The 16,905-nt window shown below is 73.6% G+C and carries 11 protein-coding genes; 1 reads left to right on the top strand and 10 read right to left on the bottom strand.

Annotated elements, in window-relative coordinates; all coding sequences use genetic code 11:
• Window positions 1-10 precede the first annotated feature (10 nt).
• A complete protein-coding gene (locus NR792_RS29925) occupies window positions 11-1,135 on the bottom strand; it encodes a hypothetical protein (RefSeq protein ID WP_375756113.1) in 1,125 nt (374 codons plus the stop codon).
• 147 nt (window positions 1,136-1,282) lie between these two features.
• On the opposite strand from NR792_RS29925, the gene NR792_RS29920 reads away from it, so the two are divergent.
• Window positions 1,283-2,257: a COX15/CtaA family protein gene (locus tag NR792_RS29920; RefSeq protein WP_375756112.1), complete on the top strand. Its 975-nt coding sequence runs from the start codon at window positions 1,283-1,285 to the stop codon at window positions 2,255-2,257.
• Window positions 2,258-2,263: 6 nt separating this feature from the next.
• Here the strand turns inward: NR792_RS29920 and NR792_RS29915 are convergent, their stop codons facing one another.
• The 9 genes from NR792_RS29915 to NR792_RS29875 form a co-directional block, all read right to left on the bottom strand.
• A complete protein-coding gene (locus NR792_RS29915) occupies window positions 2,264-3,751 on the bottom strand; it encodes a glycine betaine ABC transporter substrate-binding protein (protein WP_375761715.1) in 1,488 nt (495 codons plus the stop codon).
• Window positions 3,751-4,500 (bottom strand): ATP-binding cassette domain-containing protein, encoded by a 750-nt coding sequence (locus NR792_RS29910; RefSeq protein WP_375761714.1) that lies wholly within the window; start codon window positions 4,498-4,500, stop codon window positions 3,751-3,753. Before NR792_RS29910 ends, NR792_RS29915 begins: the two co-directional genes overlap by 1 nt.
• A 15-nt stretch (window positions 4,501-4,515) precedes the next feature.
• A complete protein-coding gene (locus tag NR792_RS29905) occupies window positions 4,516-5,490 on the bottom strand; it encodes a hypothetical protein (protein ID WP_375756111.1) in 975 nt (324 codons plus the stop codon).
• A gap of 79 nt (window positions 5,491-5,569) precedes the next feature.
• Window positions 5,570-6,253, bottom strand: coding sequence for a DUF4142 domain-containing protein (locus tag NR792_RS29900; RefSeq protein ID WP_375756110.1), 684 nt, complete (start codon window positions 6,251-6,253; stop codon window positions 5,570-5,572).
• A 131-nt stretch (window positions 6,254-6,384) separates the two neighbouring features.
• Complete coding sequence (locus tag NR792_RS29895; RefSeq protein ID WP_375756109.1) at window positions 6,385-7,416, bottom strand: hypothetical protein; 1,032 nt, start codon at window positions 7,414-7,416, stop codon at window positions 6,385-6,387.
• A gap of 225 nt (window positions 7,417-7,641) precedes the next feature.
• Window positions 7,642-9,900, bottom strand: coding sequence for a hypothetical protein (locus NR792_RS29890; protein WP_375756108.1), 2,259 nt, complete (start codon window positions 9,898-9,900; stop codon window positions 7,642-7,644).
• A 3-nt stretch (window positions 9,901-9,903) separates the two neighbouring features.
• A complete protein-coding gene (locus NR792_RS29885; RefSeq protein WP_375756107.1) occupies window positions 9,904-14,619 on the bottom strand; it encodes an MG2 domain-containing protein in 4,716 nt (1,571 codons plus the stop codon).
• Window positions 14,616-16,220, bottom strand: a complete 1,605-nt coding sequence (locus NR792_RS29880; RefSeq protein WP_375756106.1) for a hypothetical protein — start codon at window positions 16,218-16,220, stop codon at window positions 14,616-14,618. The genes NR792_RS29885 and NR792_RS29880 overlap by 4 nt, the downstream gene beginning before the upstream one ends.
• On the bottom strand, window positions 16,217-16,894 hold the full coding sequence (locus NR792_RS29875) for a DUF1175 family protein (RefSeq protein ID WP_375756105.1): 678 nt from the start codon (window positions 16,892-16,894) through the stop codon (window positions 16,217-16,219). The genes NR792_RS29880 and NR792_RS29875 overlap by 4 nt, the downstream gene beginning before the upstream one ends.
• Window positions 16,895-16,905 lie beyond the last annotated feature (11 nt).

Raw genomic sequence — 16,905 nt, 5'->3', positions numbered from 1 at the left:
CCCCGCCCCTTCAGCGCGTGCGCACCCGGCCATCCATGGGCGCGCCGTGCACCTCTTCCAGCGCGGACGTCACCGCGTCCACCTCCGCGCCCAGCTGCTCCACGCTGTGGCGCAGGCCCGCGCCCGCCACGTCCGCGTCCGCCGCGTCCGCCGAGCGCACCCGCAGCACCTGCGCGTAGAGGTTCTCCAGCGTGTACGCCAGCCGCGTGTACTCGGCCTCCAGCCGGTCCGCGGCCTTCGTCAGCTCCGCGCGCTGGCGCACCTGTTCATCCAGCACCTGCAACGCCGCGCGCAGCCGGTCGCGCACCACCACGTCCTCCTCCGCGGCCCAGCGCGTCTCCAGCTTCTTGCGCTCGTCCGCCAGCCGCTGCACGTCCTCCGGCGGCGCCACCGTGCGCAGCTCGCGCTCGCGGCGGATGAGCTCGTGACAGCTCTTGCGCAGGTCCTGCACGGTGCGCTCCGGCGAGCGCACCATCTCCTGCAACACGCCCTTCCCCGCTCGCAGCTCCGCCAGCAGCTTCTCGCAGACGGCATCCACGCGCGTCAGGCGCGGATCCGCGGGCGCTTCCGGCACCTTCGCCTGTGGCAGCGCCGGCGCGGGCGGCTCCTCCACGCGCGTCAGCAACGGGTTGTTGGCCGGGCGCAGGTGCTTCGCGGCGCCCTTGAAGAACCCGAGCGCCACGAACACGAGCCACCAGTAGTGCTGCGGCAGCCGCACCACCGTGGCGATGCACGCCAGCGCGACGATGAGCATTCCCACGCCCACCACCGGGTTGCGCGAAGCCGCCTCCCGCGCCGCTCTCTCCGCGCGCTTCGCCTCGCGGTGCGCCTGCTGCTGGGCGAGGTACGCGTCGCGCTTGGACTGCCGCTCCGCGCGGCGCAGGGCGTCCTTGGACTCGCGCTCCCACTGCTTCTCCCACCGCTGGCGCTCCCGCTCCGCGCCGCGCTCCCATTCACGCTCCCAGCGGTCGCGCTCCTTCTCGGTGGGCAGGCGGCCCATCCGGCGCACCCACGCCTCCAGGGCCGCGTCCTTGCGCGCCCGTCCCTCCTCGATGGCCGCTTCCAGTCGCCGCAGGCGCTCGGCCGCATCGGCAGGGGGCGAGGAGGCAGGGGGCGCTTCGCGGTCTCGGGGCACGGGGTGACGCTAACAACTTCTCCCTTCCTTGGGGACTGGCTCGGGGCGGCCCATAAGCCCAGGTGTTGAGCCATTGGCGCGCGGCGGGCAGGCGGACTCGGGCGCGCGGTGGTCCCCCGGGAACGGATGCGGTAGTGGGAGGGCACGATGACCCTCCCCACCGCCGCGACCCGCCGCTTCCAGTGGTTCAGCCAGGGCGTGCTCCTCTACACGCTGGGCGTCATCCTCTGGGGCGCGTTCGTGCGCGCCACCGGCTCCGGCGCGGGCTGCGGCGACCACTGGCCCGTCTGCAACGGCGAGGTGGTGCCGCGCGCCCCCTCCCTCCAGACCCTCATCGAGTACACGCACCGGCTCACCAGCGGCCTGGCCACGGTGCTCGCCGTCGCCCTCTACGTGTGGGGCCGCCGCGAGTTCCCCAAAGGCCATCCCGGCCGCCGCGCGGCGTTCTGGGCGCTGGTGTTCATGCTCACGGAGGGCCTGGTGGGCGCGGGCATCGTGCTGCTCAAGTACGTGGCGCAGGACGCGCGCCTGGGCCGCGCGGTGTGGATGGGCGTGCACCTGACCAACACCTTCCTCCTGGTGGGCGCGCAGACGTGGGTGGTGTGGGCCGCCAGGGGCCGCGCGCGCGTGGTGCTGCGGGGCCAGGGCGCGGTGGGCGCGGTGCTGGGGCTGAGCGTGGCCGGCATGCTGCTGCTGGGCATCAGCGGCGCGGTGGCCGCGCTGGGCGACACGCTGTTCCCCGCGACCAGCCTCGCGCACGGCTTCGAGCAGGACCTGTCGGAAGCGGCGCACGTGCTGCTGCGCCTGCGCGTGTTCCACCCCATCATCGCGGTGGCCATGGGCGCGCTGCTGGTGTTCGGCGGTCGCCAGGTGGCGCGGCTGCGGCCCTCGCCGGAAGTGCGGCGGGCGTCCACGTGGCTCACCGCCATGTACGTCGCGCAGCTGTGCGCGGGCGTCGTCAACCTGGTGCTGCTCGCGCCCGTGACGATGCAGCTCATCCACCTGCTGCTCGCGGACTGCGTGTGGATGTGCGTGGTGCGGCTGTGCGCGGCGGGGCTCGCGGAGGACGCACCGCGCCTGGAGCCTGCCACGGAGCCCGCGTCCCACGTGGAGCCGGTGTAGCGGCGCTCAGCCGCGAAGCCCCCGGGGCACCAGCACGCGCGCCACCGCCTCGAAGAGGCCGCTGACGCCCAGCGCGAGCACCGCCGCGGGCACCGCGCCCTCCAGGATGAGCCCCACGTCGTCCAGCCGGATGCCGGTGAGGATGGGCTGGCCGTAGCCGCCCGCGCCCACCAGCGCGCCCAGCGTGGCGGTGCCCACGTTGATGACCGCCGCCGTCTGGATGCCCGCGAGGATGGACGCCGCCGCCATGGGCAATTCGATGCGCCACAGCCTCGCGCCGGAGGGCAGGCCCAGCGCCTCCGCGGACTCGCGCACCTCCCACGGGATGCCCTGGAGCCCCGCCGCCGTGTTCCGCACGATGGGCAGCAGGCTGTAGAGGAACAGCGCCGCGATGGCCGGCCTCGAGCCGATGCCCAGCAGCGGAATCATGAACACCAGCAGCGCCAGCGACGGCACCGTCTGGATGACGCTGGAGAGCCCCAGCACGCCCTGCCCCAGGCGTGGACGGCGCGCGGCCACCACGCCCAGCGGGATGGCCAGCGCGATGGCCGCCACCAGCGACAGGCCCACGAGGAACAGGTGCTCGCGCGTGCGCTGCCAGACGCGGGACGCCCGCCCGTCCGTGCGCACCTCCGTCGTCAGGCCCAGCGACGCCTGGAGGAAGCCCGACGCCACCCGGGCCTCCGGCACGTGCTCCAGCCGCGCGCGGGCGTTGAGCTTCACCATCTCCGCTTCCGTCAGCGAGCCCTCCAGCCGGCGCAGCGCGGAGACGACCTCGGGCGCACGCGGCTCCAGGTCCGAGCGGTAGAGGAGCACGGCGTCGTACGCGGGGAAGTGGCGCCGGTCGTCCTCCAGCACGCGCAGCCCGTACGCGGCGATCTCCGCGTCCGTGGAGTACAGGTCCGTGAGCTGGAGGGCGCCGCTCTCCATGCCCCGGTAGGCCAGGTCGTGGTCCAGGCCGCGCACGTCGCGCTGGGGCAGGCCGTACGCGTCGCGCAGCGCGGGCCAGCCGTCGCCGCGCTGCATGAACTCGTTGCTGAAGCCCACGCGCAGCTCCGGATGGGCCTTCAGGTCGGAGATGCGGCGGATGCCCAGCCGCTGGGCCTCCGCTTCCTTCATGCCCAGCGCATACGTGTTGTTGAAGCCCAGCGGCGCGCTCATCCGCAGGCCCTCGTCCGCGAGCGCCTTGCGCAAGGCAGCGTCGTCCGGCAGCGCGCGCCCCACGAGCAACTCCTGGCGCAGCGTGCCGGTGTACTCGGGATAGACGTCCAGCTCGCCCCGGCGCAGCGCCTCCCACAGCACCGTGGTGCCGCCCAGCTCGCGCCGGTGCGAGGCCCGTGCGCCGGCGTCCTTCGCCACCTGCGTCACCATCTCCCCGAGGATGACGGACTCGGTGAACTTCTTGGAGCCCACGCGCACCTCGGGCCCCGCGCCGTCGGGGCTCTCGCACGCGACGCCGAACAGCAGCAGCCACGCCAGTGCCAGCGCGCGCATCATCCGGACCTCCGCAGGGGCAGCGGGCGCTGTGCCTGGATGAAGCGCGAAACGAACGGCTCCGCGGGCCGCGCCTCCAGGTCGTCCAGCGTGCCCTGCTGCACCACCTGGCCCTCGCGCATCAGCACGATGCCGTCACCCAGGAAGGCCGCCTCCGCCAGGTCGTGGGTGACGAGCACCACCGTCTTGCCCAGCCGCTCGAAGATGCCGCGCAGGTCCGTCTGGAGGTCGTGGCGCACCAGCGGATCCAACGCGCCCAGCGGCTCGTCCAACAGCAGCACGTCCGGGTCCAGCATCAGCGCGCGCATCAGCGCCACGCGCTGCCGCTGGCCTCCGGAGAGCTCTCCCGGCAAGCGCTCCAGCGCCTCCGCCGGAAAGCGCGTGAGGTCCATCAGCTGGCTCAGCCGCTCGCGGATCCGTGCCTCCGGCCAGCGCAGGTGCCGCGCCATCAGCGTGACGTTCCGCGCGCCGGTGAGGTGCGGGAACAGGCCGCCGCCCTGGAGCGCGTAGCCCACGCGGCGGCGCACGGCGAGCAGCGCGTCCGCTTCCTCCGGCAGGGGCAGCCCGTCAAAGAGCACGCGCCCCGTGTCGGGCCGGAGCAGGCCGTTGAGCAGCCGCAGCAGCGTGGACTTCCCGCAGCCGCTGGGGCCGATGAGCACCGTGGTGGCGCCCTTGGGCAGCGCCAGGCTCAGCGGGTGCAGGGCCTGCGCGGCACCGAAGCGCTTGGACACCCCTTCCAGGAGGAACACGGACGCCACGTCCCTTCAGCGCGGAGCGAACACGCCGTTGCAGGCGGTCGGCAGGGGAAAGGAAGCGCTCGCGGGAAGGCTGCACGCCGCGAACAGGCCCCAGCCGCTCCGGTCCACGCCGCCGGCCCAGACCTGGACGTCGCCGTCCGCAGCGGGCGCGGTGAAGTGGAGGCAGCGCGTGGCCAGGCCCTCCACGTAGCAGTCGCGCACCTCCACCGGGCCGGCCCCCGGGAGCGCGTCGCGCAGCTCCTCCACGCTCCGGTCGCGCCACCGCTCCACCTGGGCCGCGCTCGGATGTGCCGGGAAGAAGACGCTCCAGGAGAAGGTGGACGCGGCACAGCGGATCCTCCCCGCGCGCGTCGTCGAGTCCGCGAGCTCGCAGCCCTCCGGCAGGTACAGCAACCGCCACGGCAGGCGCGGCGGCGTGATGAGCGACGAGGGCGCCAGCACGTCGCCTTCGGGGTTGCCCCGCGTGGCCAGGTACGCGAACAACTCCAAGCACCGGCCCAGCCCCGAGCGGACGGGCTCGCGCGCCACGCAGCCCAGCTGCCGCACGTGGCCCGCGGAGGGCGTCACCGCCGCGACGTAGCCGCCCACGGGGCAGGTCCTGCCGCCGTTCGCACCGGAGCACTGCTCGAACCGCAGGGACGGGTGCGGATGTCCCGCGAGCGGCAGCTCTCCCCGGACCTCCGTGAGCGCCGGGCCCAGGCGCGCATGGACGCGGGCGCGTCCCGCTTCCACCGCCTGCGCCTCGCTCAGGCCGGGCTGTTCATGCAGCCACACGGAGAGCGCGCCGCAGCGGTACGTGCGCGACGTGGCGCTGTCCGGGACGGGGACGCAGCCCTCGAAGAGGGAGCGCGCGTCGTCGACGAAGGGGCCCGTGGGCGTCGCGCCCACGGGCGGGACCGCGGGGACCACCGGCATGGACGCCTGACACGCGCCCAGCAGCGCCCCGAGTATCACCCCCACCGCCGCCAGTGCCGTGCGCATTCGCGAGGGATTAGGCGCCGGACCCGGCCGAGTCAACCGGCCCGTCGGCCCGACGCCCACCGCGCTACACACGCGGGCACTACTTCTTCATCTGCTTCTCGAGCTCCTTCGCCTGCGTCTCGTTGCCGCTGACGGTGCGCTCGGTGTCGCTCAGGAGCGCCAGGAAGCTGGCGTCGTTCTTGTACTCCTTGCGGCCCTCCTTGAGGATGTCCTTGCCCTTCTTCTGGTCCTCGGAGATGCGCGTCAGGAAGGCCTTGTCGAACTCGGGCCCCTGCTTCGACTGGAGCTTGGTCATCTCCTCGTTCGTCTTGTCGATGGCCTTGCCCAGCTTCTCGCCGGTGCCCTTCATCTTCTCCTGGTAGCCCTCCTGCACGCCGGAGCCGCCCGTGCCCATCTCATCCTCGGAGGTGATGTTGCTGTCGCTGAGCGCGCTGACCTCCATCTTCTTCTGCTCGGCCCAGTCGCGCAGCGACTCCTGGCTCTTCTCGTGGTCCTCGCGCAGCTTGGTGGCGAACTCCTTCACCTGCGGATCCGTCGCCTGCTGCTCCGCGAGCCGCGCCAGCTTGATCTGACGGTTGTTGAAGACGGCCAGCTTGCCCACGTACTGCACGCGCTTGGCGGCGGCCTCGCCCACGGCCTTGCCCTGCTTCATCTCCTGCTTCTCCTGCTTGGACTCGCCCTCGTCGGCGTGGGCCGCGAAGCCCATCAGCCCCGTCATGACCGCCGCCGTCACCGCCCGCGCCTTCCAGTTCGTCTTGCCCATGGCCTTGCGCCTCCCCCGCCTCCGCGGATGAAAGATTGACGGAGGCAAGGTGGGGTCGCGGAAACCGGTTGCCAGGGCCGCCTGGCCGAGCGCCCCGCCCCGGGGCACGAGCCCCGAGGGATGAGGCCGCGTCACTCGACGGACAACAGGCCGCGCACCACCGCGCCGCGCCCCTGTGCCATGGCCTGGGCCCAGCCGCGCAGCAGCGCCAGCACCTCCGAGGAGAAGGAGTCCGTGTCGAGCAGCGTGACGGTGGTGGCCGTTCCGCCCGTCTGCGCCTGCTCGAAGCGCGCGGTGAGCCAGCAGGCCCCGGCGCTCACGCCCTCGGGCACCGTGCGCGACACCTCCAGCTCCAGGAGCGCGGAGGGCGACAGCCACCCTTCCGCCCAGCGCAGCCGCCGCTCCAGCAGCGCGCTCAAGGACTCGCTCGCGTCCGTGGCCTCCAGCGGCAGGGGCACGCCGTCTCCGGACGGAGGGGACGGCAGGTACACCTCGCGCAGGAAGGGCGGCTCGCGGGTCAGCGCGTGCGCCGTCGCGCGCAGCCACAGCCGGCAGTCGCGCAGCACGTCCGCCGTGTGAGCCTCGAAGGGGGGCAGCGGGTGGCGCGTCGCGGAGCGGCGGCTGCTCTTGCGGTCCGCCTCCACCTCCACGAAGGGGGACACGCGCGCGCGGCCCTCCACCGCGCCCTCCACCTCCAGGCCCAGCCGCTCCAGCCGCGAGCCCCGGCCCAGGCCGCGCCACAGGTCCACGAAGGCCGCCGCGAGCGGCGCCGCGTTCGCGACCGAGTACGGCCGCCACTCCACGCGCTGACACACCACGCGCGCCGACGGCACCCGCGCTCCCGGCGGCCCCAGGCCCAGCGTCAGGTCTCCACCGCCCACCGCCACGCGAGCGGCCAGCACGTGCCGCACGGGGCCCTCCAGCAGCCACACCCGCAGGGCCCCGCGAGGCACCGCGCCCTCCACGTAGCGGGCGCCCAGGAGCCACAGCTCGCCCTGGATGAGCACGTCCTCGCCCCGGGGCGCGTGCAGGTTCGGCTTCGAGTCCTGGCAGCCCAGGACCCACGCCCCGCGGCCCTCCTGGACCCAGCGCACCCGAAGGCCCTCCGGCAACGCCTCCAACGCGCGCCGCGTGGCCTCCGCCTCGCTCATTCCCTCCGCCATTGGGCCCCTCGCACCAAACAGCGCTACGGTATTCTTCCGTAATAGCTGTGATTAGGGGCTCGTGTCAGCTCGTTTTTCTCGGTTTCCAGAGTGGGTACCCGGAAACCCTGTGGGTTTGCGTGGGGGCAGGAGCCCCCCTCCGGAGCCGAAGCGCCCGAACTGGTCCGACAGTCGGACCAGTTGAGCGGCCGGCGCGCCCGGGTGGGGCCCCCCTGGCGTCCGCCGTCAGGGGGTGGGAGGCCGGGGGTCCCGGGCTCCAAAGGCGCGCTCCAGGAGGGCGTCGCTGGAGAGGCCGGGACTGGCCTTGGCGGCTTCGACGTCCAGGCCCTCGCCATGGCCGCGGCCCTGGCCCTCGAAGAGGACCTGGGGTCCGTCGAAGGAGGCACGCTGGGGGCAGGAGGGAAGCTGGAGGCTGGCGCGCAGCGTGTCGCACGGCAGGGAGCGCGCGTCCTCGTAGGGGGCGCTGGGGGTGCCTTCGGTGCGCAGGTAGCGCACGCGGCCGGACTCGAAGCGCAGGGAGACGAGGTTCGTGCCCAGCAGGGCCTCCACCCTCGCGCGGGAGCGGGCTTCACGCCACGGGGTGGAGCCTCCCTGCGAGAACGTGAGCCATGCGTCCCACTTCAGGGGCGGGAGCTGGAGGGCGCGGGGCTCTTCCGGACGGATGCGCACGGTGCCCCGGAAGGCCTGGCAGTGGGTGGTGTCGCAGATGGCGCGGCCGGGGTGGCGGGTGGCGGCGTGGCGTTCGTTGTGCGCGGCCACGCGGGCCAGCGCGACGCGGGCCTCGCCCTGGAGCGTGACGTCCTCGGCGGCGACGACGCCGGCGGTGTACTGCACGCGCGTGGTGCGGAAGACGAAGTCGGAGCCGCGCCGGGCCTTGAGCGCGCTGGGCGTGGTGGGCACGCCGGGCGGGGGGCGGTACGGCGGGGGCGTGGACCAGGTGAAGACGCCCGCGTAGTCACGGCCACCGTCGGGGCCTTCCGGGAAGCGCACGCGCCAGGGGCTGCCCAGGCAGACGGCGGGGCCCTTCGAGGTGAGCGCATCCAGGCGTGAGAAGTCCGGCGGTGCGGTGCGCGGCGTGCCGTCATCGAGAGAGAAGCCGGCACCCGAGCAGCGGGCCTCCACGGTCGAGGAGGGCAGCAGGCCGAGCACCTGCACGCGCGCGGCATCCAGCCCTGCCTGCCGGCGCACGCGGGCGAGGAGCGCGGGGAGCTCATCCACGAAGTGCCGGGGCATCTTGCCGGGCCGCACGATGACGGCGACGAGGTCCGCGTCCACGGCGGCGATCCATCCGAACTGGGGGCGGCTCGCGGCGTCGCGCACGGTACCCGTCTTGGTGGCCACGCCCTTGAGTGCCTTCGACGTGGAGAGGCCACTGAGCGTGCCTTCATCCACGTTGCCGGTGAGGAGCGCGAGCACGTCCGGCCGCGCCTCCGCGAGCAGCCGGTACGCCTGCGCCATGCCCCAGGGGGACAGCCCATGCGCGGAGCGGAGCCCGATGGCCTCCGTCATGTCCGAGGGCAGACCGGTGAGGCCGACGGCGGAGAGCACCGGGCCCCAGACACCGAAGGCCTTGGGAGCGCGGCCGGTGGCCTCCCAGTCCAGGAACCAGCCGTTGCAGGAGCGCAGCAGCGCGAGCCGCGCATCCACCTTCGGAGGCAGGCCCGCGCCGCACGCCCACTCCTGCACGCCCGGACGCGGCGGGAGCAGCGGAGGCGCATTGGAGTCCGGGGCAAGAACGGTCCCCGCCGCGTACAGGAACGGCTTGAGCGTGGAGCCGTAGGGCACCGCGCGCCGCACGTCTCCTTCCGCGAGCAGCACCTCTCCCGAGTGCCGGCTCACCACCACCGTGGCCGCCTCGGGCGCGAGCACCGCCACGTCCGCCAGCTCCTCCACCGTCAGGGGCGCCGCCCACCGTGTTCCGTCATGACACTGGCGCAGCCTGCGCGTCAGCGCGGCCGGAAACCCCGTGTGCTCCCCGAGGATCCGCGCCAGTCCCCTCCTCGCTCGCGGCGTGTCCACCGCCGGTGCGCTCGCCACTTCCTTCGCCGCGCGCGACAGCGATTGGTAGGGCCCGTCGCGCCACGCGGGCAGCTCGCCGCTCACCGTCAGCGCGAAGGCCTCGTGGAAGAGCCGGTCCTCGCTGGACGCGGGACAGGCCCACCAGAGCAGCTGGTGCGCCAGCTCATGCCGCAGCGCCGTGCGCGTCCTCGCGTCCAGCACCCCGGGCGTGTTCTGCCGCAGTTCCACCACGCCGGGCCGGCCCTGCGCGTTGCGCTCGGGCGGCAGCGCCGTGCCCTTCTGGAGCGTCACGGTGGCGGGGGCCCTCGTCGGAAGGCCTCCCGCCTGCGCCGCGTACTGCGCCTCCAGGGAACCCCAGGCGGCCTGGGCCTCCCGGCGCAGGTCCGCCTCGGGCGTCACGTCCCCTCGCGTGACGAAGGCAGGCGAGGCCGACAACAGCACGGCGACGGCGACGGCCCACCCCATGGGCTACAGGTCACTCACGGACGTCTTCGAGGGCACCACCTTCAACACGTCCGACGCCGTGCGGCCCCGGATGCGCGCCGAATACATGTCCTCGATGATCGCGGGCGGCGCCGCGAACGTGCCCGCGAACTGCGCGCGCATCACGTAGCCCACCGTGCGCGGGCTGTCGCTCCACCACGCCGGTTCCTCGAAGAAGAACGTCGCGTGCGACGGGTCCAACTGCCGGCGCTTCAGCGCCTCCGGAGCGAGCGGCAGCGAGTGCGGCGGCCCCCGGAAGACCTTGTCCTCCTGGAGCGGAACGAAGCCCGCCGGCACCGCGTCCTCCACCACGTAGTACGCCGAGCGCGCCCGGTTCTCCCCTCGCGCGTCCAGCGTCAGCTCCACGTAGACCTCTTCGCCCTGCGTCACCTGCACGCCCGCGTCCAGCTTCACCTTCCCGCCCTCGCGCAGCACGTAGTACGCGCGCTCCACGGACATCCCGTTCACGCGCGGCTGCACGGCCTTGAGCGGCGTCATCGCGGCGGCGCGCAGCGTGGCCACGCCGTCGAAACCGCCCACGTCCACCGTGCGAGTCCCCGCCGGCAGCGTCGCGACCAGCCCCATGCCGCGAGGCGAGAACGTCACCGGCGACGAAGCGCCCTTCACCTCCGGCGGCGCCATGCCCTTGAACGCCTTCGCGTCGCGCTCCACCAGCCAGAGCGAGTGCAACAGCGCCGTGCTCCGGTCGAACGTGGACAGGCCCGGCTCGCTCAGCATCTCCAGGATGCGCTTGCGCGCGCGCGTGACGTCCAGCGACCCGAACGACGCCGCGTGCGCGGTGATGGCGGTGAGGCCCACGCGCCGCAGCGGGAAGCGGTAGAAGGCCTCGGACGTCTCCGCCTCGCCCTTGAGCGCCGCGAGCTTCACGAAGCCCTCGCCGCTCTGCTTCACCAGCCCCTGGATGCGCTCCTGGAGGCCAGGCTCCTTCATCACGCCCGCCTTCTCCGCGGCCAGCACCGCGAGCGCCAGCGGGTACAGGTCCCCCGGCTTCGCGGCCTCCACCAGCGCGCGCACCCGCGCCGCCTGACGCGGGCCCTGCAAGCGCGCCAGCACGTACGCGCGCGTCGCGTCGTACTCCGGCGACAGGCCCTCCTGCGCCTCCAGCCACTTCGCGCTCTCCTGGATGCGCGCGTCGTCGCGGTCCACCAGCCCCGCCTCGGACGCGTACGCCAGGCCGTCCAGCGCGATGAGCGTGAGCGGCAGGCTGGGCTCGCTGTAGCCGCCGAACCACGTGAAGCCGCCGCCCTTCACCGCGAGCCCCAGGATGCGGGCCGTGCCCTGCACGGAGCGGCTGCGCGCCTCCGCCAGCAGCGACTGCGATTCGGGGTCCAGCTTGTCCAGCGCGCCCGCCTTCTGGAGCACCTGGTACACCGCCACGTTGGGCACCGTCGTGGACACCAGCTGCTCCAGGCAGCCGTACGGGTACGTGAGCAGCTCGCGCACGTTGGTGAGCGCCGCGTCCACCGTGGACGGCTGGAGCACCAGCTCCACGCGCGTCAGCGCCGCTGCCTCCGGGGCCTCCAGCGACAGCGCCCCACCGCCCCACGCACTCACCTGCACCGCGTCCTCCACCGCGGCCGGCGCCACGTCGAAGCGCTTCAGGTCGCGCAAGGGGTCCTTGCCGCCCGTCACGTCCACCGCGAGCTGCGCCGGGCCCGTCTTCGCCGCGCGCAGCGTCACCGGCACCACCTGCTCGCCGCCCTGGCCCAGCTCCACCTTGCGCTGGAGCGCGTCCGCCTGGAGCGAGCCACCGGGACGCAGGCTAACGTCCAGCAGCTGGCTGCCCTTGGACTTCTCACCGGCGGCCAGGCGCACCGACGCCAGCGCCTCGTCGCCCTCGCGCAGGAACTGCGGGAGCGCCGCGTAGAGGTTCAGGCCGCCGCGCGAGGCGAACTCCGCCGTGCCCTCGCCGAAGCGGCCGGACGTGTCCGCGGCCACCGCCGTCACCACCCACAGCGTCTGGTTGGAGGGCAGCGTGAAGCGCACCGTCGCGCGTCCGTCCCGGTCCGTCACCACCGCCGGGTCCCAGTGCGCCGTGTCCTTCTCCAGGTCCTTCGCGTTGCGGGTGGGTGGCTTGATGGACGCGAACGCGTGGTCCGGCAGCCCCGCCATCTTGCGCGCCAGCTGCTCGCCGTAGCCGTAGCCCTGGAACTCCGCCGAGTAGAAGCTCGTCACGTTGTCGCGCGCCGGCGGATAGAAGAAGTCCAGCACGCCCGGGCGGAACTCGGACTGGATGGCGTAGACGGCCTTGTCCACCACGCCCACGGACAGCTGCGCGGACACGCCGCTGCCGTCGCTGTCGGTGACGCGCACGTCGATGGCCTGCTCCGTGAGCGGCAGCGCCTCCGCGCGGCGCGGCTGCAGTACCACCGTGAGCGTGCGCTCCTTGGGCACCACGCGGAACGCCACCGTGCGCTCCTCCCAGCGGCCCGTCGCCGTGGGGTACGCCACGGACGCGTACACCGCGCTGCCGAAGCGCTTCTCTACCGGGAAGGCGTGCACCAGCGTGCGGCCCGTGAGCTTCACCACCGTGGTGCCGTACAGGCCCGCGCCCGTCAGCGTCACCCACACGGGCCCCGCGTCCCGGCCGCCCTGGCCCCAGCCATCCGGCAAGAGCGCCACCAGCTTCGCGCTGTCCCCCGGCGCCAGCGTGCCGGACAGCGACGCGAGCGTGAGGTTGGGCACCTGCGCCACGGGCTCGTCCGCGCCGCCGATGACGAGCAGCGACTCCTCGCCCGTCCACGCCTCGCCCTTCTTGTCCTTCACCGTCACGCGCGCGAACACCGTGCCCACGTCGGAGGTGGGCACCTTCTGGCGCGACGTGCCGTCCTGCTGCGTGGTGAACGCCTGCGTGCCCAGCGTCTTCTCGCTGCCGTCCGCGCGGCGCAGCACGAAGGCCACCTCGCCCGTCGTGACACCATACGGCTTGCCGGACAGCGTGGTGGCGCGCACGGACAGCTGCGCGTCGGAGCCCTTCTGCACCACCGCGTCCGAGTACCGCGCCACGCCCATCACCTCCACCTTCGACAGGAAGAAGGCGGTGGTGCCGGTGGCGAACGTCTCCTGATCATCCCGCGCGCGCACGGTGAGGCTGTAGCGGTACGGCAGCCGCTCCTCGCCCGGCTTGAGCGCGGGGACGGCGATCTCCACCTCGGCCTCGCCGTCCGCGTCGAACTCGCTGGCGGTGGACCACGGGTCGTCCGTGGCCTCGCGCTCCGCGACGGAGGAGTACAGCCGCTCCGGCACGCTCAGCTTGCCCTCGCTGCTGGAGGCGCTGCCGTACGTCACCGCGCTGCCCTGCCCGCCGCGGCCGGAGTCGTCCACCCACGCGGGCGCGTCCAGCAGGCTGCGGTAGAGGAACACCTCATACTTCGCGCCCTTGGGCACGCCGCCCGCGTAGCGGCGCGCGCGCACCGTCACGCTCACCGTGGAGCCCGGCACCACCGTCTCCGACGCCGGCTGCACCTCCAGGTAGAACGTGGGCTTCACGTAGTCCTGCACGCGCGCCTCGCCCTGGTAGGGGCGCGTGTCCAGGTCCGCTTCGATGCGCAGCACGCCCGTGCCCAGGTCGTCCGGCACCTTGAGCGTGCCGTTGAACGCGCCGAAGTCATCCACCGCCGCGCGCGTGAGGATTTCGCGGCCCTCCTGCGACACCAGCTTCACGCGCACATCGCGCTTCTTCGGCGTGAAGAGCCGCGCGAGGAACGTGTCCGGCTGACGCACGAGCCCGCGGAACTTCACCTCGTTGCCCGGCTTGTAGATGGGGCGGTCGCTGTAGATGAACACGTCCGGCGCCACCGCCAGCGTGGAGTAGAAGTCCGTGTCCACGATGGCCGTGTCCTGCCCGGCCGTCACCGTCGCGATGATGCGCGGCTCCGTCACCGCGAGCGTCACCTCGCCCTTCTCATCCGTCGTGCCCGAGGGGCCCTTGCCCGTGGGCAGGTACACCTGCACCTGCGCCCCCGCGCGCGGCTGCTGGTCGCGCCCCGCCGCGCGCACCAGCACCTGGCCGTCGGTCTGCTTCAGCTGCACGGTGACGTCGCTGACGACGAGCACCACCTGCCCCTCCACGCGGCCCTGCACCAGCTGGAGCACGTAGGTGCCCGCGGGCAGCGGCGCGAGCAGCACGCGGCGCTCCTGGAAGCCGCTGCCGCTGTCGCCCGTGTCGAAGCCCGGCACGTTGAAGTCCCGGTTCGCGCCGCCCAGGTCCAGGTTGAGCCACTGGCTGCGCACCACGGAGAAGCCCGGCGGCGTGCCCACCAGCTTCTCCGGCCCCTCCGCCACCTTCGCCAGCGGCTCGCCGGACGACGACGCCTCCGGCGGCTTCGGCAGCGCCGTCCCCACCTCCTGGCGGAACGCGGGTGACAGCGCCTCCATCAGCACGATGCCTGGCGAGCGCACCGCGTTGAGGCCCCGGCTCAGGCCCCGGCCCGGGTTGAGCAGCGTGGGCGGCGTCTGGTACGCGCGCCGCAAGTCGCCCTGCGCGCGGATGAACGCATCCAGGTTCGCGGGCTGGAGCACGCGCAGCTCGACGGGGCCCTTGTCCTCGAAGGCGACGTCCACCGCCACCGGCTCGCCGCTGCCGTAGGAGCGCGGGACGGTGATGTAGAGCGGCTTGGCCAGCGCCACGCCGGACAGCAGGAGCGCGGCCAGCGCCGCGAAACGCAGGGAGGTCTTCATGTCCCGAACCCTTCCGACAGCATGACGTAGCCCTGCACGTTGCCGCGGAAGCCCAGGTACGGCAGGGCCTCCAGGTCGCGGCGGGCCGCTTCGATTTCCGGGGGCACCGTCTTGGACAGCGGCGAGGAGCGGTCCACCCGCGCCTCGGACGTGTAGCCGTCCATCGCGAGCCCGCTGAGCAGCCGCCCCGTGTTGATGCCCAGCATCACCGTGGAGGGCGCGCGCAGCCCCGCCACCACCGGGCCCGCGGCGTTGAGCATGTTGGGCGCGCGGCCCTCGCAGGCCTTCTGGAGCCGCTCCACCTCCTGCGCGCTCGTGGCCAGCACCACGTGCTTGCACAGCGTGGCGCTCGTCAGCGTCCGGGCGCCGCCGGAGAACAGCGCGGACAGGCCCTCCGCGTCCTTCTCATCCCCCCACAGGAGCGCCAGCTCCGGCTCCAGCGACGTGTTGCCGCGCGGCGTCCACACCAGGGCCACCTGGCGCGTGCGCGTCCGGGGCTGGCCCTCGTTCTTCCAGAAGGCGTTGAGCTGCGCGGGCTCCAGCGACTCCGGCAGCGTGAGCTGGAACGCGAACAGCACCGGCGTGTCCTCGGGCACCAGCTTGAGCAGGTCGTTGGAGAGGGGCTTGCCGTCGGAGGCGAGCGCGTCCGGGCGGAGCTTCCCGGCGATGCCCTTCGCCACCAGCCGGTCGCCGTCCACGCGCAGCTGCAGCCGCGTGTTCTCGCCCAGGCCCAGCACGTGGGTGAAGAGCTGCGCCTCGCGACCGTAGGCGTTCGGGTCGAAGCCCACCTCCACGTCCACGCCGTCGTCGGCCTCCAGCTCCGGCAGCGACGTGCACAGCGCCTGGAGCACCACCACCGGGTGCCGCGAGAGCACCAGCCGGTCCTCCGTGCGCGCGGCCCACACCGTCTGCTCCGCGACGAGCCAGCGCGACAGGTGGAAGCCGTCCTCGGGTGCCTTCTCCCCCATCCCGGACGGGCAGCTCTCCGCGAGCATCTCCCCGCGCTTCGCCACGGCGTCCAGCGCGTCCCACGCGGCCTGCGACGTCTTGTTCGCCTTGGGGACGAGGAGCGCGGGCGTGCCCACGCGCGCGTCGCCACTGAACCACACGGTGCGGAACGGCGTGTCGAGCAGCTGCCCCGCGACGACGTCCAGCACCGCGCCCTTGAAGGACGCCTTGAGGTCGGTGCCGGTGGAGCCCAGGAACGCGGACCAGCCGCTCACGAAGCCCTGGCCCAGCGGCTTGTCCCACTGCGCCTTCAGCCACGCGTTGCGCGCCAGCGCGTCGCGCACCTTCGCGGGCGAGTGCACGTCCACCCAGATGGCGGCGGTGGCGCCAGCGCCGGGGACCTCCATCCTGGTGGGCTCGGCGGGCACGTCCGGCATGCCCTCCACGGTGGCGCCCGCGGACGGCGGACCCTTGGGTTCGCCGGAGGAGAAGGCGGGGCCGGAGCTGCCACCGCCACCGCTGCGGCGGCCGATGACGAAGGCCCCCACGCCCACACCCACGACCAGGGCGCCGATGAGCGCGATGCGCACGGCGGACGAGCGGCCCTTGCCTCCGCCTCCAGCGGGGGGCGGCGGGCTCACGGGAGACGTCATGACATCCACTCCTTGAAGCGGAAGAAGCCGAGGAAGGCGGCGTTGGCCGGCACGGGGCGCCACTCCAGCGGCGCCTCGGTGGCGAGTGAGTCCAGGATGCCGGTGCGCACGCGGGCGCCGGCCTCACCGGGGTGGTAGACGACGCGCGCGGGGGCGTGGGCCCGGTCCTCCGGGCGCACCACGAGCATCAGGTGGAAGACGGGCCCCGCGTCGTGCTCCTGGCGGAAGGCCAGCACGTCTCCGGTGCGAAGCTGGGCGAGCGCGTCCGCGCCCCGGCCCAGGGGAACGAAGCTGCGGCTGATCAACGTCTCCGCGTCCGCGAAGTCCGAGGGCCCGCGAGCGTCCTGCCACAGCGGCGAGGCCAGGCGCTCCGAGGCCACGCGCCGGTAGGCCGTGCGGTACGCGTAGCGGATGAGGCCCGCGCAGTCGCGCTGCGCCGGCTGCCACGCCGCGTCCGGGGCCTTCACCTGCGCGAGCGCCACCTGGGCGACCTCACGGCGCAAGAGCCGCGCGCGCGTCTCCAGCGGGACCGGCCCCAATGCGACGGACGCGGCCTCGCGCGCGGAGGCCGGCCCGGCTGCGCTGCGTGCGCCTTCGCGCGCGGGCGACACGGGCGGCGTCCCGGACGGAGGCGGGCCCGCGTGGAGCAACAGCGTGAGCATCAGGACGCGCATGGCTTTGGCCG

The organism is Corallococcus exercitus (genome assembly GCF_042231735.1).
GTDB classification, from domain to species: Bacteria; Myxococcota; Myxococcia; order Myxococcales; family Myxococcaceae; genus Corallococcus; species Corallococcus exercitus_B.
The sequence above is the reverse complement of the archived record's forward strand: the minus strand, read 5'-3'. Positions and strand labels throughout refer to the sequence as shown.